20 protein-coding genes are annotated in these 19,582 nt (G+C 67.6%); 12 read left to right on the plus strand and 8 right to left on the minus strand.

The window, feature by feature from the left end; all coding sequences use genetic code 11:
• Positions 1-114 precede the first annotated feature (114 nt).
• The 4 genes from dhaK (at position 115) to AC5RWA_RS04945 (ending at position 2,694) form a co-directional block, all read left to right on the plus strand.
• Positions 115-1,116, plus strand: coding sequence for a dihydroxyacetone kinase subunit DhaK (gene dhaK, locus AC5RWA_RS04930; RefSeq protein WP_494056771.1), 1,002 nt, complete (start codon positions 115-117; stop codon positions 1,114-1,116).
• 2 nt (positions 1,117-1,118) lie between these two features.
• Entirely contained in the window at positions 1,119-1,751 is a 633-nt protein-coding gene (dhaL, locus tag AC5RWA_RS04935) for a dihydroxyacetone kinase subunit DhaL (protein ID WP_494056772.1), read from the plus strand.
• Complete coding sequence (gene dhaM, locus AC5RWA_RS04940; protein ID WP_494056773.1) at positions 1,748-2,443, plus strand: dihydroxyacetone kinase phosphoryl donor subunit DhaM; 696 nt, start codon at positions 1,748-1,750, stop codon at positions 2,441-2,443. The genes dhaL and dhaM overlap by 4 nt, the downstream gene beginning before the upstream one ends.
• An 80-nt stretch (positions 2,444-2,523) precedes the next feature.
• Positions 2,524-2,694 (plus strand): hypothetical protein, encoded by a 171-nt coding sequence (locus AC5RWA_RS04945; RefSeq protein WP_176156831.1) that lies wholly within the window; start codon positions 2,524-2,526, stop codon positions 2,692-2,694.
• Between the two features lie 16 nt (positions 2,695-2,710).
• Here the strand turns inward: AC5RWA_RS04945 and AC5RWA_RS04950 are convergent, their stop codons facing one another.
• The 3 genes from AC5RWA_RS04950 to AC5RWA_RS04960 all read right to left on the minus strand — a co-directional run bounded on the left by AC5RWA_RS04950 (position 2,711) and on the right by AC5RWA_RS04960 (position 4,635).
• Entirely contained in the window at positions 2,711-3,202 is a 492-nt protein-coding gene (locus AC5RWA_RS04950; RefSeq protein WP_079596839.1) for a hypothetical protein, read from the minus strand.
• A gap of 110 nt (positions 3,203-3,312) precedes the next feature.
• Positions 3,313-3,744 (minus strand): DUF3592 domain-containing protein, encoded by a 432-nt coding sequence (locus AC5RWA_RS04955; RefSeq protein WP_494056774.1) that lies wholly within the window; start codon positions 3,742-3,744, stop codon positions 3,313-3,315.
• A 72-nt stretch (positions 3,745-3,816) separates the two neighbouring features.
• Positions 3,817-4,635, minus strand: a complete 819-nt coding sequence (locus tag AC5RWA_RS04960; protein WP_494057071.1) for an HhH-GPD family protein — start codon at positions 4,633-4,635, stop codon at positions 3,817-3,819.
• A 283-nt stretch (positions 4,636-4,918) separates the two neighbouring features.
• On the opposite strand from AC5RWA_RS04960, the gene AC5RWA_RS04965 reads away from it, so the two are divergent.
• On the plus strand, positions 4,919-5,605 hold the full coding sequence (locus AC5RWA_RS04965; RefSeq protein WP_494056775.1) for a hypothetical protein: 687 nt from the start codon (positions 4,919-4,921) through the stop codon (positions 5,603-5,605).
• A 26-nt stretch (positions 5,606-5,631) separates the two neighbouring features.
• On the opposite strand, the gene disA is transcribed toward AC5RWA_RS04965, so the two are convergent.
• Entirely contained in the window at positions 5,632-6,708 is a 1,077-nt protein-coding gene (gene disA, locus AC5RWA_RS04970; RefSeq protein WP_079596836.1) for a DNA integrity scanning diadenylate cyclase DisA, read from the minus strand.
• A 400-nt stretch (positions 6,709-7,108) separates the two neighbouring features.
• Here disA and AC5RWA_RS04975 point away from each other — a divergent pair, with 400 nt between their 5' ends.
• The gene (locus tag AC5RWA_RS04975; protein ID WP_494056776.1) at positions 7,109-8,131 is read left to right on the plus strand and encodes a DUF808 domain-containing protein; all 1,023 of its coding nucleotides are present in this window, start codon (positions 7,109-7,111) and stop codon (positions 8,129-8,131) included.
• A gap of 28 nt (positions 8,132-8,159) precedes the next feature.
• Here AC5RWA_RS04975 and AC5RWA_RS04980 read toward each other — a convergent pair whose 3' ends face one another.
• Both AC5RWA_RS04980 and AC5RWA_RS04985 read right to left on the minus strand, forming a co-directional pair.
• Positions 8,160-8,666, minus strand: a complete 507-nt coding sequence (locus AC5RWA_RS04980; RefSeq protein ID WP_494056777.1) for a 2'-5' RNA ligase family protein — start codon at positions 8,664-8,666, stop codon at positions 8,160-8,162.
• A 41-nt stretch (positions 8,667-8,707) separates the two neighbouring features.
• Positions 8,708-8,944, minus strand: coding sequence for a hypothetical protein (locus AC5RWA_RS04985; protein ID WP_494056778.1), 237 nt, complete (start codon positions 8,942-8,944; stop codon positions 8,708-8,710).
• 269 nt (positions 8,945-9,213) lie between these two features.
• Between AC5RWA_RS04985 and AC5RWA_RS04990 the strand changes: the two genes are divergently transcribed.
• From AC5RWA_RS04990 to AC5RWA_RS05015, 6 genes are all read left to right on the plus strand, one after another.
• Positions 9,214-10,827, plus strand: coding sequence for a peptide chain release factor 3 (locus tag AC5RWA_RS04990; RefSeq protein WP_275730192.1), 1,614 nt, complete (start codon positions 9,214-9,216; stop codon positions 10,825-10,827).
• Between the two features lie 6 nt (positions 10,828-10,833).
• The gene (locus AC5RWA_RS04995) at positions 10,834-12,063 is read left to right on the plus strand and encodes a beta-ketoacyl-[acyl-carrier-protein] synthase family protein (protein ID WP_494056779.1); all 1,230 of its coding nucleotides are present in this window, start codon (positions 10,834-10,836) and stop codon (positions 12,061-12,063) included.
• Between the two features lie 158 nt (positions 12,064-12,221).
• On the plus strand, positions 12,222-12,980 hold the full coding sequence (locus AC5RWA_RS05000; RefSeq protein ID WP_494056780.1) for a LamB/YcsF family protein: 759 nt from the start codon (positions 12,222-12,224) through the stop codon (positions 12,978-12,980).
• Entirely contained in the window at positions 12,977-14,659 is a 1,683-nt protein-coding gene (locus AC5RWA_RS05005; protein WP_494056781.1) for a 5-oxoprolinase subunit B/C family protein, read from the plus strand. Before AC5RWA_RS05000 ends, AC5RWA_RS05005 begins: the two co-directional genes overlap by 4 nt.
• Positions 14,656-16,389, plus strand: coding sequence for an acetyl/propionyl/methylcrotonyl-CoA carboxylase subunit alpha (locus AC5RWA_RS05010; RefSeq protein WP_494056782.1), 1,734 nt, complete (start codon positions 14,656-14,658; stop codon positions 16,387-16,389). The genes AC5RWA_RS05005 and AC5RWA_RS05010 overlap by 4 nt, the downstream gene beginning before the upstream one ends.
• A 46-nt stretch (positions 16,390-16,435) precedes the next feature.
• Positions 16,436-17,149 (plus strand): GntR family transcriptional regulator, encoded by a 714-nt coding sequence (locus AC5RWA_RS05015; RefSeq protein WP_275730203.1) that lies wholly within the window; start codon positions 16,436-16,438, stop codon positions 17,147-17,149.
• 24 nt (positions 17,150-17,173) lie between these two features.
• On the opposite strand, the gene AC5RWA_RS05020 is transcribed toward AC5RWA_RS05015, so the two are convergent.
• A complete protein-coding gene (locus AC5RWA_RS05020; protein WP_494056783.1) occupies positions 17,174-17,998 on the minus strand; it encodes a putative hydro-lyase in 825 nt (274 codons plus the stop codon).
• 201 nt (positions 17,999-18,199) lie between these two features.
• Positions 18,200-19,549 (minus strand): MFS transporter, encoded by a 1,350-nt coding sequence (locus AC5RWA_RS05025; RefSeq protein ID WP_494056784.1) that lies wholly within the window; start codon positions 19,547-19,549, stop codon positions 18,200-18,202.
• Between the last annotated feature and the right edge of the window lie 33 nt (positions 19,550-19,582).

The following is a 19,582-nucleotide window of genomic DNA, read 5'->3' on the forward strand; positions in this document are numbered from 1 at the left end:
GGGGGCTGTCCCTTTGCTGCGTCTGCCTCCCACCAGCGGAAATCTACCGTCGCGCGGTGTGCCGGTAGTAGGGTCAAAGGGATACCCTCCAGGAACACGGCCAGGAGCACCGCCATGAAAAAGCTCATCAACGATCCCCGGTCTGTCGTCGAAGAATCTGTCCAGGGCTTCGGCCTGGCGCACGCAGGCCTGGTCACCGTCAGCACGGACCCAACGTTCATCACCCGCAAGGACGCGCCGGTGAACCGGAAGGTCGGGCTGGTTTCCGGAGGGGGCAGTGGCCACGAGCCGCTGCACGCAGGCTTCGTGGGGCAGGGAATGCTCGACGCCGCCGTGCCGGGGGCGGTGTTCACCTCACCGACGCCGGACCAGATCCTTCCCGCAACCCTCGCTGTGAACTCAGGCGCCGGCGTCGTGCATATCGTAAAGAACTACACCGGCGACGTGCTGAACTTCGAGACGGCTGCCGAACTGGCCGAAGCGGAAGGCGTCAGTGTCCGTACCGTCCTTGTCAACGACGACGTCGCCGTCGAGGATTCCCTGTACACGGCAGGGCGCCGCGGTGTGGGCGGAACACTGCTGGTGGAGAAGATTGCCGGCGCCGCCGCCGAAAGGGGCGACGACCTGGAATCCGTAGCCGGCATCGGTGAGCGCGTTAATGCGAACGTTGGCACGATGGGCGTGGCCCTCTCCGCCTGCACCGTTCCCCACGCCGGGTCACCCAGCTTTGACCTTGGCGAGGATGAGATAGAGATCGGGATCGGAATCCACGGGGAACCGGGCCGGCACCGCATCCCCATGGAAAATGCGGACGGAATCACCGAACGCCTGCTTGAGCCGGTCCTGGGTGACCTGAAAGTCCAGTCCGGCGACAAGGTGCTGCTCTTCGTCAACGGGATGGGCGGCACTCCGCTCAGCGAGCTGTATATCGTCTACCGGCGGGCTGCGCAGATCCTGGCAGACAGGGGAGCCGTGGTGGAACGCTCACTCGTGGGAAACTACATCACAGCCCTGGAGATGCAGGGCTGCTCCATCTCCGTCCTCCGGCTGGACGATGAACTGACCGAACTGTGGGACGCGCCCGTGCACACCGCAGCGCTCCGCTGGGGCGTGTAGCCGTGGTGCTGGATGTTGTATGGGCAGTCAAATGGCTGACGCTGTGCGCCCAGGCCATGGCCGAACACCGGGTTGAACTGATTGAGCTTGACCGCGCAATCGGCGACTCCGACCATGGCGAGAACATGGATCGCGGCTTCCAGGCCGTGCTGGACAAGCTGGCCGAAGCCGCGCCGGAAACACCCGGTGCGGCCCTGAAGCTGACGGCGATGACCCTGATGTCCAAAGTGGGCGGCGCGGCCGGGCCCCTCTACGGCACGGCGTTCCTCCGCGCGGCCGCGGCACTGGGTGACTCAGCGGAGATCGAACCGACCGCCTGGGCCGGCGCCCTGGCCGCTGCCCGGGACGGGATCGTGGCCAGGGGCAAGGCGGAGCCCGGGGACAAGACGATGGTGGATGCCTGGGCGCCCGCAGCCGAGGCTGCCCGGGCCGCTGCCGAGAACGGCGGCCCTGACGTCCTGACCGTTCTGGTGGCGGCGGCGGAGGCTGCTGAAGCCGGGGCTGTGGCCACCGATCCGCTGATGGCGCGGAAGGGCCGGGCCAGCTACCTGGGCGAGCGGAGCATCGGGCACCGTGACCCCGGGGCGGCGTCCACTGCACTGATTCTTCGGGCTGCGGTGGGGGCGGCTGCGTGACCGTAAGCATTGTGGTGGTCTCCCATAGTGAAAAGATTGCCGACGGCGCCGTGGAACTCGCCGCCCAAATGGCGCCCGACGTCGTGATCGTCGCAGCCGGCGGCACCAGCGACGGCAGGATCGGCACCAGCCTTGAGAAGGTGCTGGCCGCCCTGGACCAGGCCGCCGGCAGCGACGGCGCCGTGATCCTCACGGACCTGGGGTCGGCGGTCATGACGGCGGAGTCCGCCCTGGAGTTCGCGGACAACCCGGCCGGTGTGGTCCTGGCCGACGCGCCGCTGGTGGAGGGGCTGGTGGCAGCCGCCGTCGCGGCACAGGGCGGAGCGGACCTCCAGGCCGTCAAGCGCGCTGCCGAGGCAGCGGGCGGCCCGCCGCGGCGTACCGACGTTCCGCCGCAGCAGGTAGTGGAGGAGGGCTCGGTCACCGGCCAGGGTCCGGCCTGCACCGGCGAGTTCGAACTCATCAACCAGGCCGGAATGCATGCGCGGCCCGCAGCGAAGATCGCCGGCGGGCTGTCCTCGCTGGATGCCGAGGTCACCATCAACGGGGTGGACGGCACTTCCATGACATCGCTCATGACGCTCGCTGCCGGCAAGGGGTCCTTGCTGCATGTTGAAGCGTGGGGCGTGGACGCCGAACGGGCCGTGAACTACGTGGGCGGGCTGGTGCAGGCGGGCTTCGGCGAGCCGTAGGTTATTCCGCGAGTGCCGAATCGCGACATCGCGGTGTGTTCAGGGCATCTTTGGGGAAAGCTGCGAATAAGCTCGATGCCATGGAACGGCTCCACCTTGACGACAACTCCCCCGAAATTGAAGTGCTGGACGGGCAGATGTCTGTGGAGGAGCTGCTCGCCGAACTGGGCCTGGACTGGGATGCCGAAGCTGCGGCTGCCGGTGCCGCGGGGGAAGCGGGACATCCCTTTAGCCAACCTGCACTGTTCTGAATCAAGCCTTCCCGGGTCAGATCCGCTCGCTAAGGCCGGAGGCGTCCAGGGTCACTGATGCAGTGACGAACCTGCCGCACTGCTCCCCGAAGGGGTACTCACCGCGGGGCCGGAAATCAAGGGTGCGAACAGGCAGGGCGGTCCCGTCGGCGGCGGTCCCGGACGCAGTTACCGTCATGGGCGATTCCGTCAGCGTCTCCAGCATCAGCACCCCCACTTTGGTGCCGTCCGGCGAAGCCGTTGCGGAACAGACGCCGTCCGGGGTGCAGCCCTGGTCAATTGAGGCGCTCCCGGGATGCAGCTCGACGCCGGATTCCTTGCAGGTGCCGTCCTGGCATGCCTTGAGGTGGAGAGCGCCAACCTGCGGCGCGTATTCTGCCGCGACCGTCACGGAAACTGCCGTCGCCTGCGCGATGGCAGGGCAGGGGACGGCGCCAGGGCCGGGCCCGCATCCGGAGGCGAGTCCCGCCGTCGTCATCAATGCCAAAAGCAGCCCCGGCTTGCGCATACTTCAGCGTAGGACCGGCCCGCGCAAGTGTTCCCCGGAGCGGCCAAACTGGTACCGGCATTGTTATGGCTGCAGCCCTGTCGACAGCCAAAAGGAGACCGGGCGCCGCGTCAGCCCACCGGGAAGATGCCGATGAACCAGAACAGGGCGATGGCAAAGACTGCAAAGAACGGGACAAGGCAGCCGAGCGTGGTCCGCGGGGCCGACGAAACCTGCAGCGATTCATTCGGGTCGGCGGGGTTGTAGGCCACCTCAATGAGCGAACCGGGAACGGGCTGGGCGGCAAGGGAGATCTCGGACCTGCCCATGAACAGGGTGCCGCGGGTGTCGGTGAACTGGTAGGTGGGGAAGAAGCGACGGTTCCGGCTGGAGCCAACGCCGCCGCTTGTCCAACCAGCCACGCTTCCGGTCACTGTAGCCTGCGCCTTCGGCCAGCCCGTCATGAGCTGTTCCTGGCGCCTGATCTTCCGCGCCGCGTGGATCAGTGCAAAGACGGCGGCGGCGACGAACAGCGCCCACACGATGTACAGGATGATTTTCATGGCTTCCCCCCGGCTCCGGTCACCATGAAGTATGCCAGCTCAGGCATAATTGCACGTCAAATCCTGGTGGGCTCAGGCAGGAAGCCGGTATCCGCCGTCGTGAATTTCGGCGAGTCCGTCCGCGAGCAGCCCCGACAGGGAACGTTCCAGCTGCCCGGGCGGCGGGTTCAGCCGGTGCAGTGCTGCCAGCGGCACGCCGATTCCTTCGGGCGCAAAGCCCAGGTCGGCGGGCTCATGGGTAAACATCTCGGCCGGCACAGGGGTTTCAGCCAGGCGCAGCACGGCTATCACGGCGCCGCGGACCTGGCGGTCAGTGCCGTGCCAGGCCTGGCCTTTGGGGACGTACGACGGCGGCGGCTCACCTGCCGCGAGCCACGCACAGGAGTCCCTCACAGGGCAGGCGGAACATTTGGGCGCACGCGCGGTGCATACCAAGGCGCCCAGCTCCATGACCGCGGCGTTCCAGCGCACGGACGTGCCGTCGTCGTCCGGCAGAAGGGAGGCGGCCAGGCGCATCTCCGCTGCGGTCAGCGCCGGGGCGGGAAGCGCGACGCCGGAGACCAGCCGTGCGTGGACGCGGCGGATGTTGGTGTCCACCACCGTCTCCCGGCGGCCGTAGGCGAACGCCGCCACGGCTGCGGCCGTGTAACTTCCCACGCCGGGAAGAGCCAGCAGTTCCGCGTAGGTGTCAGGGACCTTCCCTCCGTGATCCTGGACGATGGCAACTGCCGCCGCGTGCAGGCGAAGGGCGCGGCGGGGATATCCCAGCCTGCCCCATGAGCGGACCGCCTCACCGGCAGGTTCACCAGCCAGACCTGCCGGGGTGGGCCAGCGTTTGAGCCATTCCTGCCAGACCGGCAGCACGCGGACCACGGGCGTCTGCTGCAGCATGATCTCGCTGACCAGCACGCCCCACGCGGAGCATGCGGGTTCGCGCCAGGGCAGGTCGCGGGCGGTTTCGGCGAACCAGCCGGTGATCCTGCTGTGCAGCTGCTGAAGCTCCACGCCGCTTCCCTGCAGTGTTGCGGGCGCGGCCGGAGGGGGAGTCTTAGTGTCGATCCCAACACTGTAATGGATGTGTTCCGGGAGCCTGAAAAGCGGATGTGACCAGAGCAATGGCGGCCCGGCGGCGTGGTGGGCAGGCAGAACCGGTGCGCTTCTCTAGCCTAGGAGGATGGGCAGGCAAGGGGATTCATCAGCGCGCGGCAAAGCATCGGCATCCGGTTCCAGCAGCGTCCGGAAGGCCAGCCCTGCCGTTTACCGCCGCCGTCGGCTGTTTGCGGGCGGCGCGCTGCTGATGGTCATCGCCCTGGTGGTCAGCGGGTTCGCCCTGGCGGGAGTGTTTTCGGGGTCCGAACAGGCCTCGTCCACGGATCCCGCGGGCAGCCCTGCGGCTTCAGAGTCGCCAACCGCCACGCCTGAACCGTCCGCGTCCGCTCCGTCCGCCACACCCACTCCTTCCCCCACGCCCACCTGCAACCAGAACCTGGTTACGGTCTCCGCCTCCACGGACAAGGCCGCGTACGGTCCGGAGGAAAACCCCCTGCTGACATTGAAGGTGACCAACGGCGGCACCATGCCCTGCCAGGTCAACATCGGCACCTCCCAGATGGAATTCCTGGTGACCAGCGGGCCGGACCGGATCTTCTCGTCGCGGGATTGCCAGGCCACCAGCGAGGACCTCGTGAAGACCATCGCACCCGGCGCGAGCGAGACGGCCAACTTCCCGTGGTCCCGGAACAGGACCGTGGAGGGCTGCCAGGCGGTGGAGTCCAAGCCGGGAACCGGCGGGGCGTACTACATCTTCACCGCGAAGCTCGGTTCGAAGGCCAGCCCCAAGGCTGTTTTCCAGCTGAACTGAGGCTCACGACGGCTCCGGGGGGCTGCCTAGAGGAAGCGGTCCAGCAGGCTTGCCTCAGCCATGCGGCTCAGGCCTTCGCGGACTGTCCGGGCGCGCTGGTCGCCGATCCCGTCCACGGTCATGAGGTCGTCGATGGTGGCGGCCATCAGGAACTGCAGCCCCCCGAAGTGGTCCACCAGGCGGTCGGCGACGGCCTTGGGTACTGCCTTCAGGCCGGACAGGAGGCGGTAGCCGCGGGGCTGGACCACGGCGTCAAGGTTGGCTTCACCGCCGGCGAAGCCAACAATCCCGGAGATTTTGCCGAGGTCGATCAGCTCGGTGGGGCCGAGGTTCACCAGCTCGCTGACGGCCTTTTCGATGTCCTCGGCGGAGGCATCCGGGCTTGCATAGTCGCGGATGATGACGTCGCTGCCCGGCCCGCGGCCCACGGTCAGTTCGTCAAGCTGCAGCGAGAGCAGGCGGCCATCCTCGCCGAGTTCCAGGACGTACTGGGAGATCTCCTCCGAGATGCGGCGGACCATTTCCTGCCGCTGCAGTGTGACAGCGACGTCCCGTACGGTGACCATTGCTTCGATCTCGAGGGCCGAGAGTGAGCTGGTGACCTGGTCCAGGCGGGAGCGGTAGCGTTCCAGGGTTGCCAGTGCCTGGTTGGCCCGGGCCAGGACCTTTTCCGAGCCTTCCAGCACGTGGCGCAGGCCGTTCACGTAGAGGGCGATGATCTGCATGGACTGGCTGACCGAGATCACGGGAACGCCGGTCTGGATTGCCACGCGTTCCGCGGTGCGGTGCCGGGTGCCGGATTCCTGCGTTTCGATGCTTGAGTCCGGGACAAGCTGGACGGCGGCGCGGAGGATGTTTCCGGCGTCCTTGTCGCAGATGATGGCGCCGTCCATCTTGGCGAGTTCGCGGAGGCGGGTGGGGGAGAAATCGATGCCGATATCGAACCCGCCGGAACAGATGGAGTCGATGGTCCGGTCCGAGCCCAGGACAATCAGCGCGCCGGTCCGCCCCCGCAGGATCCGCTCAAGGCCGTCACGGAGGGGGGTTCCGGGTGCCACCCTGCCCAGAGTTGCCCTGAGTGACTCTTCGGGGCTCCGCGCCATAGGTGTTCCCTTCAAAGGTGCGGACCGCCGCCCGCAAGAATGCCGGCTTTATTGGATGGCCGGCAGGATCTGAAAATGCTCAGTTTCCCGCAAGCTCAATGATAGGGGTAAGGAACCCCAACTTCCGCACGGGCAAGCCCCAAAGTGCCCCATTAGGGGCTGCCGCGGAAGCCGCTGGAAGCGCGTTCCGCGGCGGGTGCCCGAAAGGCACTTTGGCTTGGACCTGCTTCCGGACGGAGAAGCAGGTTGGGTGCACCCGGGCGCTGGCACCCTCCCTGTTAACGTTCCTGCTCTCACCGACGCGAGTCCCGCCGTCATATACTCCAAACATGCCAAACACGCGCCTGAACCGACGCATCTCCGCCCAGCCGTCCGCCGTCGCGCAGCACGGGGACCTCCTGTGAGCGGCGGCCTCGTCGCCCTGCTGGACGATGTCGCAGCCCTGGCCCGCATCGCGGCAGCCTCGGTGGACGACGTCGCGGCCGGCGCCGCCAAGGCAGGCGCCAAGGCCGCCGGCGTGGTGATTGACGACGCCGCCGTCACACCGCAGTACGTGTCCGGGAGGGACCCGTCCCGCGAACTTCCCATGATCAAGAAGATCTTCTGGGGCTCACTGCGGAACAAGCTGCTCATCATCCTGCCGGCGCTGCTGCTGGTGAGCGCCTTCGTCCCCTGGGCCATCCCGTTCATCCTGATGCTGGGCGGCACCTACCTCTGCTACGAGGGTGCCGAAAAGGTCTGGCATAAGCTCCGCGGCCACCACACCGCCGAGGAGGACGCACCGGCGGTGGACCGCGGACCGGGCGCGGAAGCCAAGGTGGTCAAGGGCGCCATCACCACCGACTTCATCCTGTCCTGCGAAATCATGGTCATCTCGATGAACGAGGTGGCCGATGAATCCCTGTGGGTCCGCGCACTCATCCTGGTAGTGGTGGCTCTCGTCATCACGGTGCTGGTCTACGGTGCCGTTGCCCTCATCGTCAAGATGGACGACATCGGCCTTCACCTGGCCACCAAGGACTCTGCCGGCTCCAAGCGCTTCGGCGAGCTGCTCGTCAAGGGGATGCCCGCCGTTCTGGCCGGGATCACGTTTGTGGGGACGATCGCCATGCTGTGGGTGGGCGGCCACATCATGCTGCAGGGTGCACACGACCTTGGCTGGCACGCCCCTTATGACCTGGTCCATGTCCTGGAGAAGCCGTTCGCCGGCATCGCCGTAGTTGGCGGCTTCCTGGGCTGGCTTGTGAACACCCTGTGCTCGGCCGTCATCGGCCTGGCCTGGGGCCTCGTCGTCATGGCTGTTGTGCACCCCCTGCTGAAAGCGCTGCCCATTGGCAAGAAAAAGGGCGGGCACGAGGAAGGCGACATCCGCGCCGAACTCGCCGGCTACAAGCCGACAAAGCCTCACGATCCCGCCTCTTAGGTTCCGGCCGGTACGCCCAAGACCGGAATTAGGGGTGGCTTCCCAGTGACGTGACCGTCTTGGTGCCGCTGTCCCACAGCCTGGCGTCGGTGCATTCGCCCTCCAACCGCAGGTCCAGAAGTTCCGCTGCCCTGCCGAGCAGGTGAGGCGGGACGCGGCGGGCGAGGGTGACGTGCGGTGTCCAGGCATCGGGCCGCGTGAGGGGTACGGCTCCAGCCGCCGCCTCATGCACGAGGCGGTGCAGTTCCAGAAGCTGCCGGGTCAGCACGATGGACCGGGAGAGAACGTACTTTCCCGGACCGCCGGGAAAAACGAGGACACCGGAAAACTCAACAGGAACGGGCAGCATCTGCAGAAACTCCTGATTTTCGCCGGAAAGCTGCAGGCCGGCACCCGCCGCGAGGGTGATGTGCGGGCGGTTGCTGGGGGCCGTGTGGGCAGCAAGGCTGGGCACGTCCGCCCCGGCGAGCATGGCCCAATCGGACCTGATGCGCGCGTCCGTATCGTCGTCGAACGTCAACTCGATACTGCGCATGCACCCATCATGCCGCTACAGGCCATAAACACCAGGAAGCGTCACCGGGAGCGTGTGCGCTCCCGCACCATCCGTTCCAGGTCCCTGCTGACTTTCACAAGGGATGCGGCGCGGAGCGCCTTCTGTTCGGCCAGCGTCTGCGTCCCGCGGCGCGGGGGCATGCCGCCTGCACCGTCCACGGGTTCGCCGCCGCGCACACCGGCGCCACCGCCGGGTGCTGACAGCCCGCCCGCAAGGGGATCAAAAAAGAGGTTGCCCGAAAAAGAGATACCGTGCACGGCTGATCAGTTCCTTTCCCCGCAGGATGTGCAACTGCCGCGGAAGGCATTGCCACGCGTCATCATGCGGCCACGGTAGCGGGGACTCATTTCGCGGCTTTGAACTGCTGGTTTCGGCGGCGTTAAGCGGGACCGCTGGGATTTGCCGCCCTGCGATAAACTGGAACTTGGCTTTCCGCCAGCCCGTTTCCCGGCCTCGGGCCGCAGCGCCCCGGCGCGCAGTGCCCGAAAGGCGCCCGGGCAGTCCCACCCGCAGCGAAAGTAGCACCGTGTCCCAAGATGTCCTGACCCCCGCCCGGATCTCGGCGATTCACAAAGAGGCAGGCCGCCGTCGGACCTTTGCTGTCATCTCGCACCCTGACGCCGGCAAGTCCACGCTGACCGAGGCGCTTGCACTGCACGCCAAGGTGATCGGCACGGCCGGCGCCTCCAGCGGCAAGGCGAACCGCAAGGAGACCGTCTCGGACTGGATGCAGATGGAAAAGGACCGCGGCATCTCCATCAGCTCGGCCGCCCTGCAGTTCTCCTACCGGGACACCGTCATCAACCTGCTGGACACCCCCGGCCACGCCGACTTCTCCGAAGACACCTACCGCGTGCTCGCCGCGGTCGACTGCGCCGTGATGCTGGTGGACGCCGCCAAGGGCCTGGAAACCCAGACCATGAAGCTGTTCGAGGTCTGCAAGCAGCGCAACCTTCCCATCATCACCGTCATCAACAAGTGGGACCGCCCCGGCCTGGACGCCCTGGCCCTGATGGACGAAATCACCGAGCGCACCGGCCTGCAGCCCATGCCCCTGACCTGGGCGGTGGGAATCTCCGGCGATTTCCGCGGCGTGTGGGACCTGCGCAATGACCGCTTCGCCCGGTTCCAGCGCAACAACGCCGGCGCGCAGATCGCCATCACCGAATACTTCACCCCCGAGGAAGCAGCGGAAAGCCAGGGCAGCAACTGGTCGGACGCCGTGGACGAGGCCGGCCTGGTGATCGAATCGAACCTCGAGTTCGACGTCGAGAGCTTCCACGCCGGCAAGGCCACCCCCATCCTGTTCAGCTCCGCCGCGCTCAACTTCGGCGTCAAGGAACTGCTGGACGCCCTGGTGGACTTCGCCCCGCCCGCAGCGCCCCGCCCGGACGTGGAAGGCACCCCGAGGCCCGTCGAATCACCGTTCTCCGGCTTCGTCTTCAAGGTCCAGGCCGGCATGAACAAGGCCCACCGCGACCATGTGGCCTTCATCCGCGTCTGCTCCGGCGTCTTCGAGCGCGGCATGGTGGTCACCCAGACCCGCACAGGCAAGTCCTTCGCCACCAAATACGCCCAGCAGGTGTTCGGCCGGGAACGCGAAGTCATTGACGAGGCCTACCCCGGCGACGTGGTGGGCCTGGTCAACGCCTCCTCCCTGCGCGTGGGCGACAGCCTTTTCCTGGAAGAACCGGTGGAGTATCCCGCCATCCCGTTGTTCGCTCCCGAGCACTTCCAGGTTGCGCGCTCCAAGGACCCCAGCAAGTTCAAGCAGTTCCGCCGCGGCATCGAACAGCTCGAGCACGAGGGCGTCATCCAGGTGCTCCGCTCCGACGTCCGCGGAGACCAGGCGCCGGTGCTCGCCGCCGTCGGCCCCATGCAGTTCGAAGTGGTGGAGGACCGCATGGCCCACGACTTCAGCGCCCCCATGCGCCTGGAGCGCCTGCCGTACTCACTGGCCAGGATTTCGACGGCGGATGCCATGCCGGCGCTGGCAAACGTGCCGGGCGCCGAGGTGCTGTTGCGGTCAGACGGCGAATACCTCGCACTGTTCAACGACGTCTGGGCGCTGCGGCGGATCGAAAAGAACCACCCGGACCTCACCCTGGTGCCCATCGGCACCCACAACCCCGCGAAGTAGGGCGACATGACAGCATCACAACCACGCGCGCTGGTCACCGGTGCCGGGACCATCAACCCGCTCGGATCGTCGGTGGCCGAAACCTGGACGGCCCTCCTGGCCGGGCAGTCCGGCATCGCCGCCCTGGAGGAGGAGTGGGCTGAGCAGCTGCCCGTCAAGATCGCCGGCCAGGCGCCCGCCGATCTTTCGGAGCACCTGAGCACCCGCGAGATCAAGCGGATGGACCGCTGCGGCCAGCTCGCGCTCATTGCCGCGCGGGAAGCGTGGAAGCAGGCCGGTGCTCCTGAGGTGGACCCGGAACGCTTCGCCGTGGTGATCGGCTCCGCGTACGGCGGCCTTGGCTCCACCCTGGAACAGGACCGCACCCTCGCGGAATCCGGGCCGCGCAAGGTGTCTCCCCATACCCTGACCCGGCTCATGGTCAACGGCCCTGCGGCCTGGGTATCGATCGACCTCGGCGCCCGCGGCGGCGCCCGCACGCCCGTCAGCGCCTGCGCGTCCGGGGCCGAGGCGATCGTCCAAGCAGCCGAGATGATCCGCTCCGGTGCTGCCGACGTCGTCATTGCAGGCGGTGTGGACGCATCCGTCAACGACCTGGTGATCACCGGTTTCTCCCAGATCCGCGCACTGTCCACCCGCTCCGACGATCCACAGCGGGCCTCGCGCCCGTTCGACGGCGGCCGGGACGGCTTTGTTCTCGCGGAAGGCGCCGGCGTGGTGGTGCTGGAAAGCGAAGAGCACGCCCGCGCCCGCGGCGCTTTGGTGCTGGGAGCCGTAGCCGGCGGCGCGGTAACCTCCGACGCGAACGACATCGTGGCGGCAGACCCCGCCATGCAGCGGCGCGTGATGCAGAAGGCCCTGGAATCGGCCGGTATGCAGCCCGCGGACATCGGCTTCGTCCACGCCCACGCCACCTCCACCCCGGTGGGGGACCGGCTCGAAGGCCAGGCCATCAACGCGATCTTCGGCGCGGACGTGCCCGTCACCTCCACCAAGGGACACACCGGCCACCTGCTGGGCGGGGCCGGCGCGCTGGCCGCCGTCGTTGTGCTTGAAGCCCTGCGCACCGGCCAGCTTCCGGGCACCCTAAACGTTGAGGCGCAGGACCCCGAAGTGGACCTGAACGTCATCACCGAGGAAGCGCACGCCCTGCCGGCGGGAAACCCCCGGGCCGGCCTGGTGAACGCCTTTGGTTTCGGCGGGCACAGTGTCGCCTTGGTGATCACCGGGGAGTAAGCACAGCAACGCGGGGTCACTACGGGCCCAATCCGAGGTGCGGATTGGGCCGAAAGTGACCCCGCGTTGCTTTAACCAGACTGCGGTAAAAAGATTGTTGAACAATCTTGATCCGTAAGGCATGATGGATGAAGAATCCAACCTGAGACGAGGGTCACATGCCTTTCATCGATTTGAACAGCGACGTCGGGGAATCCTTCGGCAACTGGACCATGGGCGACGATGCCGCCGTCTTCCGCCACGTGACCAGCGCCAATGTGGCCTGCGGCTTCCACGCGGGCGATCCTTCCACCATTGCCCGCACCTGCCGGGATGCTGTCGCCGCCGGCGTTACCATCGGCGCGCACGTGGGCTACCGTGACCTTGCCGGCTTCGGCCGCCGGTTCCTCGACTGCTCCGCCACCGAGCTTGCCGATGATGTCCTGTACCAGCTCGGCGCGCTGCAGGCCCTTGCCCGCGCAGCCGGCGCCGAGGTCAAGTACGTCAAACCCCACGGCGCCCTCTACAACACCATCGTGCACCACGAGGTCCACGCCCAGGCCGTGGTGGACGCCGTTCATGCGTTCAACCCGCACCTCCCGCTGCTGCTCCTCCCGGGCGCCGTTGCAGCGAAAAAGGCCGCTGCCCGGGGCCTTACGCCGCTCTCCGAAGCCTTCGCGGACCGCGCCTACAACCCCGACGGAACCCTCGTCTCCCGCCGGGAGGAAGGTGCCGTACTGCACGACCACAGCGCCATCACCGAGAACATGGTCCGGCTCGCCACCGACAGGACGATCATTGCCCGTGACGGGTCCGTGCTGCAGGTCCAGGCGGACAGCATCTGCGTCCACGGTGACACCCCGGGGGCGGTTGCCATGGCCGGAGCCGTACGCGCGGGACTCGAACAAGCCGGCGTCACCGTCCGGAGCTTTGTATGAGCATCATCGGCCTCCGCTGGGCCGGCCCCCGTGCCGTCCTCGTAGAGCTGACCGACCTCGCATCGGTCCTCGCCCTGCACCACCGGCTGGAGGCCGAACCCCTGCCCGGCCAGCTCGATGCCATCGCCGGCGCAGCCACCGTGCTGGTCAAGTTTGCTTCCCGGTTCCACACCGGCGCCGCCCGCGAACTGCTTCCGAACCTTGACCTCACGGCCCGCCACCACGGGACCGGCAACGAGGTCACCATCGAAGTGGTGTACGACGGCGAAGACCTCGCCGAAGTGGGCCGGCTTACCGGACTGGGTGCCGACGGCGTGATTGCCGCCCACACCGGGCAGGCATGGACCGGGGCGTTCGGCGGCTTTGCCCCCGGCTTCACCTACCTGGTGGGCGAGAACGACTCGCTGAACGTGCCCCGCCGCAGCTCGCCCCGCACCGCCGTGCCCGCCGGCTCCGTGGCGCTTGGCGGCGCATTCTCCGCCGTCTACCCGCGTCAGTCCCCGGGCGGCTGGCAGCTCCTCGGCCACACCAGCGCGGTGATGTGGGACCTGGGCCGGGAGTCCCCGGCACTGGTCCGCCCGGGAGATACCGTCCGCTACGTCGCGGTGCGGGAAGCAGTGGCAGCCCCCTCAGCTAAAGAGGCGAAGCCGGCTGCTCCAGAAAACACGGAATCCCGCTCCGGGCTCACCCTCCAGGCCCCGGGGCTGCAGTCCCTGGTCCAGGACCTGGGCCGGCCCGGTTTCGGAGACCTCGGTGTCTCCGTGTCCGGCGCCGCCGACCAGCGCTCCGTCCGCCAGGCCAACCGTCTGGCAGGCAACGAACCCGAAGCCGCCGTCGTCGAAAACCTCCTCGGCGGCCTCGCCGTGCGGGCGAATGGCGACCAGGTGCTGGCTGTTGCCGGTGCTCCGGCTGTCCTTGAAATCCGCGACGAATCCCGGACGCTCTTGCGGCACCCGGCCATGCATACACCCTTTGCCCTGCTCGACGGCGAGACGCTCACCATCGGTCCGCCCAGCGCCGGCGTGCGGAGCTACCTGGCCGTGCGCGGCGGGTTCGATGTTCCCCCGGTCCTGGGCAGCCGTTCCAGTGATTCGATGTCCGGTATCGGACCGGCCCCGCTGGCGGCGGGGACTTTCCTGCCCGTTGCCCCGGTGACGGGAGTCCGGCCGGTGGGAATACCGGAGGACGGCATGCTGGAAGTCGGGACGTCAACCACTACCCTGCGCGTGACACTCGGCCCCCGTGACGACTGGTTCGACGCGGAAGCCATCGGTCTCTTCACCGGCCAGCAGTGGCTGGTCACCGAGCAGTCCAACCGGATCGGTGTCCGGCTCGCCCCGCCGGAGGAGGGCCGCGCCCTTGAACGCGCCCGGGACGGCGAACTGCCCAGTGAAGGAACGGTGGCCGGGGCGCTGCAGATGCCGCCCAACGGACACCCGGTCCTGTTCCTGGCCGACCACCCGGTGACCGGCGGATACCCGGTGATTGCCGTCGTCGTGCCCGAAGACCTGCCCCTTGCTGCCCAGCTGCCGCCCGGGCACCACGTGGAGTTCACCATCGTGGACCCCCGCACCCTGGACCCTGTTGACCAGGAACTTGTTGACCAGGCAGCAGCCCGCCAGGAAACCCCCCGTGAATCAGCCGTAGGCGCCACCACGTTTGAAGGAAGCCAGCCATGAAAAAAGTCCTGATTGCCAACCGTGGCGAAATCGCAGTGCGGATTGCCCGGGCGTGCTCGGACTCCGGGCTCGAGTCCGTGGCCGTCTACTCCGACCCGGACGCCGACAGCCTGCACGTGCGGCTCGCTGACGAGGCCTACGCCCTGGGCGGCACCTCCAGCGCGGAAACGTACCTGGACATCGCCAAGCTCCTGGACGCCGCCCGGCGCTCAGGCGCGGACGCCATCCACCCCGGCTACGGCTTCCTCTCCGAGAACGCGGACTTTGCCGAAGCCGTCATCAATGCCGGCCTGGCCTGGGTGGGGCCGTCGCCCGATTCGATCCGTGCCCTGGGCAACAAGGTGACCGCCCGGGAGATCGCCGTCCGGGCCGGCGCACCGCTCGTGCCCGGCAGCGACGGACCCGTAGCCAATGCCGAGGAAGTGCTGGCCTTCGCCCGGGAATACGGCCTGCCGGTGGCCATCAAGGCCGCGTTCGGCGGCGGCGGCCGGGGACTGAAAGTGGCCCGGCGGATGGAGGACGTGGAGGACGCGTTCGAATCGGCGGTCCGTGAATCCACCGTGGCGTTCGGCCGCGGCGAGTGCTTTGTGGAGCGGTTCCTGGACCAGCCCCGGCACGTCGAAGCGCAGGTCCTGGCCGATACCCACGGCAACGTGGTGGTGCTGGGAACCCGCGACTGCTCACTGCAGCGCCGCAACCAGAAGCTCGTGGAGGAGGCCCCGGCACCGTTCCTCACAGCGGAGCAGCGCTCGCTGATCCACGAATCCGCCAAGGCGATCTGCCGGGAAGCGGACTACCACGGCGCCGGGACCGTCGAGTTCCTGGTGGGCAAGGACGGGATCATCTCCTTCCTTGAGGTGAACACCCGCCTGCAGGTGGAGCATCCCGTCACCGAAGAAACGTCCGGCGTGGACCTGGTCCGCGAGCAGTTCCGCATCGCCGCCGGCGGTGTCCTTGGCATCACGTCTGACCCCGAGCCCCGCGGCCATGCCATCGAATTCCGGCTCAATGCCGAGGACCCGGCCCGCGGCTTCCTCCCCGGTCCGGGAACCATTGAGGCCTTTGAACCGCCCACCGGCGCCGGCATCCGCGTCGACTCCGGCGTCCGGTCCGGCTCCGTGGTCCCGGGTGAATACGATTCCCTGCTCGCCAAGCTCATCGTCCACGGCGAGAACCGGCCGCAGGCGCTCCGCCGCGCCGCCGCCGCGCTCGAGGAGATGCGCATCGTGGGGCTGCCCACCGTCCTGCCGTTCCACCGTGCCGTGGTCCGCCATCCCGCCTTCACGGCCGAGGAAGGACTGGGCGTGCACACCACCTGGATCGAGAATGAATTTGCGGAGCAGCTGGCGGCCTCTCCGGAGATAGCCCGCACCCAGCCCGGTGCCGCCCGCAGGACCCTTACGGTGGAGCTGGACGGCAAGGCCGTGCAGCTCGGGTTGCCGGCGAAACTGTACGAAGCCCTGCTCAGCGGAGGCGGCGGCGCGGGCCATTCCGCAGCGGCGGCCGAGGAAGAGGACGGCGCCGAACTCGCCTCGCCGATGTCAGGTTCCCTGGTGAAATGGGTGGCCGAGGATGGCGAACACGTTGAGGCCGGCCAGCCAGTGGCCGTGCTGGAGGCGATGAAGATGGAAACCGTGGTGCCCGCCCACCGCAGCGGCACCCTGGCGCGGGGCCCGCAGGAGCCCGGCAACGCCGTCGGCCGCGGTGACGTCCTTTGCCGGATCGCATAGCGGCCGCCTGAACTGGGGAAGGCCAATCTTTCGATAGATTGGAACGATGCCCATGAACGCAGCACTCCAGGGGATCGCCGACGGCGCCCAGGCAGCCCACGCCCACACGGGGGCGTGGGTGGCCAGCGTGCTCCGCTCGCGCATTTCGGCCGGTGAGCTTCCGCCGGGGACCAAACTCTCGGAGCAGAAGCTCTCTGAAGCCCTCGGCGTTTCCCGGAATACCCTGCGCGAGGCCTTTACGGTCCTGGCCGGGGAGTCGATGGTGCAGCGGATTCCCAACCGGGGCGTCTATGTTGCCGCTCCCGGAGCTGAGGATGTGCGGGAGATCTACCGGGTTCGCCGGCTGATCGAGCCGGCCGCCGTCCAATGGGGCGAGATGCCGCCCGGGGCGCTGGAACACCTGGAGGCCATTGTTGCCAGGGCGCAGGCGGCCAAGGCTGCCAACTCGGTGCCCGACATGGCCGACGCCAACCAGGAGCTGCACAAGGCCCTGGTGGCCCTGTCCGGCAGCGCATCACTGTCCGAGCTGATGGAAAAGGTGCTCGCGGAAATGCGCCTGGTCTTCCATGCGATGGCCACCACGCCTGACTTCCACAGCCACTACGTGGACCGGAACGTCGCTCTGGTGCAGCAAATCCGTGCCGGCCAGCGCGAAGAGGCAGCCGCCGAGCTCCGGCGCTACCTGGACACCGCTGAGCATGAGCTGCTGGTCCATATCGGCGCTGTCCCGGCCGGGCCGGCCGCCGTGGATCCTGCCTAAGCCGCCTGGCTTCTGCAGCAGTGCCTAGGGCACCAGGTAGGAGCTGTCCCGGGCGTCCGTAATCAGCATGTGCCCCGGCGCGTGCCCGATGGCCAGTGCCGGCCGGGATTCCATCACCATCGCTTGCGGGGTCACCCCGCATGCCCAGAACACCGGAATGTGCCCCTCCGGAATCCGGACGGGATCGCCGAAGTCGGGACGGGACAGGTCCGCGATGCCAATCTCGGACGGATTGCCCACGTGGACCGGGGCGCCATGGACGGCGGGGTAGCGGGACGTGATGCGGACGGCGTCGGCCACCTGGGAGGCCGGGACGGGCCGCATGGACACCACCAGGGGCCCAGCCAGGGCGCCGGCCGGTTCGCAGCGGACGGAGGTCCGGTACATCGGGACGTTGACGCCCTGGTCGATGTGGGCGATGCGGATGCCGCCCTCCTGCAGCGCGGCCTCGAAGGTGAAGCTACAGCCCACGATGAAGGTGACCAGGTCATCCCGCCAGTACTCCGTGATGTCCGTTGGCTCGTCCACCTTCACGCCGTTTTCGTAGACGACGTACTTCGGCACGTCAGTCCGGATGTCACCGCCGGCGAGCAGCGCACTGCTTGTTTCGCCGGCGTCGAGCACCCCCAGGACGGGGCACGGCTTGGGGTTCCGCTGCGCGAACAGCAGCACGTCGAAGGCCTGCGCCTTCGGAACGATCATCAGGTTGGCCTGCGTGTAGCCTGCACTCCACCCTGACGTGGGCGTTACCAGGCCGGCCCGGAAGAGGTCCCGCGCCTGGGCGGGGGACAACGCGGCCGGGTTATCCGGACGCACGACGGCGGCGGGCGGGTTTGCGGGGATGGTCATGGCGGGCTCCTGCCGGGCACAAAGGGGGTTCAGTGACTGCAGTCACAGGGTCTTTTGCCAGCTTAACGACCGAAGGGCGGGCCGCGCAAGAGATTGTTGAACAATTTTTGCGGGCCCGCCCTGAGGTCCTTGTTGCGGAGGTTCGTCAGCCGTGGCGATCAATACCCCAGTGGCGCCTGGCGCCGCCGTCGTGCAGTCCCCTTAGGCGCGGCTGCCGACCGGCTCCTGCGCGGCGGCTTCCTCAACCTGCCCGGGAGCGGCATCGGTACGGCGCTCTTTCAGGAAGTACACCAGCCCGGCGGCGATGGTGGAGGCAGCGGCCAGCGCGAACAGGCCGGGGATAACGCTGCCGGTCTGCTCCTTGATGATGCCGAAACCGAACGGGGCCACAAAGCCGCCCAGGTTTCCGAGCGAATTGATGATGGCGATGGCCGGGGCGAGGATCATCGGGTGCAGCCCGGACTGCGGGATGGTCCAGAACAGTGGCGAGGCGCTCTTGAAGCCCATGGCCGCGATGGCCAGGAAGACCAGGGCCATCACCGGGCTTGCGATGGCCGCGGCGAACGTGCCAACGGCGGCGACCAGCAGGGCAACCACCAGCAGCGGGCGCTTGGACTTGGCCTTGTCCTGCAGTTTCGCGGCGAAGTACATGGCGAAGACGGCGCAGACCCACGGGATGGAGGACAGGAACCCCACGGTCAGGTCCGTAGTGCCGGGGATCTGCTTGATGATGCTGGGGAGCCAGAACGTGTTGGCGTAGATGGACAGCTGCACCGAGAAGTAGATGCCGCACAGCAGCAGGATCTGCGGGTTGAGCAGCATCTTCCAGCGGTTGATCTTGGCGCCGCCGGCCGTGGTGTGCTGTGCGTCCTCGTCGCTGATGGCCTGGGACAGGGCGTCCTTTTCGGCGGGGGAGAGCCACTTGGCGTCCTTGATGCGGGCGTCCAGGACAAAGAACACGGCTATGCCCACCACCACGGAGAGGGCGCCTTCGAAGCCGAAGAGCCACTGCCAGCCGCGCAGCCCCAGGGTGCCGTGGAGGCTGAGCAGCATGCCGGCGATGGGGCCGGAAATTGCCGCGGCGATGGAGGAGCCCGCGATGAAGATCGCGGTGGCCTTGCCGCGCTGGCCCGCCGGAACCCAGCGGGCAAAGTAGAAGATGACGGCGGGGAAGAAGCCCGCCTCCGCGGCACCCAGCAGGAAGCGCAGGACGTAGAACATGGTTTCGTTCTGCACGAACGCCATCAGGAACGAGACGATGCCCCAGCTGATCATGATGCGGGTCAGCCAGACCTTGGCGCCGTACTTTTCCATCATCACGTTGCTGGGGAGTTCAAAGATGGCATAGGCGATGAAGAACAGGCCAGCGCCGAACCCGTAGGCGGCGGCGCCGATGCCCACATCCGCCTGGAGGTGGTCCTGGGCATAGCCGATGTTGGACCGGTTCAGCTGGTTGCAGACCAGCATGACCAGCATGATGGGCAGAACGCGCTTGAAGAACTTCTTCGTGGCTGTCGCCACGTCCGAGACAGCATTGTCTGCAGACTTCATTGAATGTATTTCCTTTGGATAGATAACGCAGGC

It is taken from the genome of Arthrobacter sp. 210 2, assembly GCF_059093025.1.

Excerpts from the sequence above, each read along its gene's own strand:
- dhaK (WP_494056771.1), top strand. The coding sequence starts at position 115 with ATGAAAAAGCTCATCAACGATCCCCGGTCTGTCGTCGAAGAATCTGTC.
- AC5RWA_RS04945 (WP_176156831.1), top strand. The coding sequence starts at position 2,524 with ATGGAACGGCTCCACCTTGACGACAACTCCCCCGAAATTGAAGTGCTG.
- AC5RWA_RS04950 (WP_079596839.1), bottom strand. The coding sequence starts at position 3,202 with ATGCGCAAGCCGGGGCTGCTTTTGGCATTGATGACGACGGCGGGACTC.
- AC5RWA_RS04955 (WP_494056774.1), bottom strand. The coding sequence starts at position 3,744 with ATGAAAATCATCCTGTACATCGTGTGGGCGCTGTTCGTCGCCGCCGCC.
- AC5RWA_RS04960 (WP_494057071.1), bottom strand. The coding sequence starts at position 4,635 with ATGCTGCAGCAGACGCCCGTGGTCCGCGTGCTGCCGGTCTGGCAGGAA.
- AC5RWA_RS04965 (WP_494056775.1), top strand. The coding sequence starts at position 4,919 with ATGGGCAGGCAAGGGGATTCATCAGCGCGCGGCAAAGCATCGGCATCC.
- disA (WP_079596836.1), bottom strand. The coding sequence starts at position 6,708 with ATGGCGCGGAGCCCCGAAGAGTCACTCAGGGCAACTCTGGGCAGGGTG.
- AC5RWA_RS04980 (WP_494056777.1), bottom strand. The coding sequence starts at position 8,666 with ATGCGCAGTATCGAGTTGACGTTCGACGACGATACGGACGCGCGCATC.
- AC5RWA_RS04995 (WP_494056779.1), top strand. The coding sequence starts at position 10,834 with ATGACAGCATCACAACCACGCGCGCTGGTCACCGGTGCCGGGACCATC.
- AC5RWA_RS05000 (WP_494056780.1), top strand. The coding sequence starts at position 12,222 with ATGCCTTTCATCGATTTGAACAGCGACGTCGGGGAATCCTTCGGCAAC.
- AC5RWA_RS05005 (WP_494056781.1), top strand. The coding sequence starts at position 12,977 with ATGAGCATCATCGGCCTCCGCTGGGCCGGCCCCCGTGCCGTCCTCGTA.
- AC5RWA_RS05010 (WP_494056782.1), top strand. The coding sequence starts at position 14,656 with ATGAAAAAAGTCCTGATTGCCAACCGTGGCGAAATCGCAGTGCGGATT.
- AC5RWA_RS05015 (WP_275730203.1), top strand. The coding sequence starts at position 16,436 with ATGCCCATGAACGCAGCACTCCAGGGGATCGCCGACGGCGCCCAGGCA.
- AC5RWA_RS05020 (WP_494056783.1), bottom strand. The coding sequence starts at position 17,998 with ATGACCATCCCCGCAAACCCGCCCGCCGCCGTCGTGCGTCCGGATAAC.
- AC5RWA_RS05025 (WP_494056784.1), bottom strand. The coding sequence starts at position 19,549 with ATGAAGTCTGCAGACAATGCTGTCTCGGACGTGGCGACAGCCACGAAG.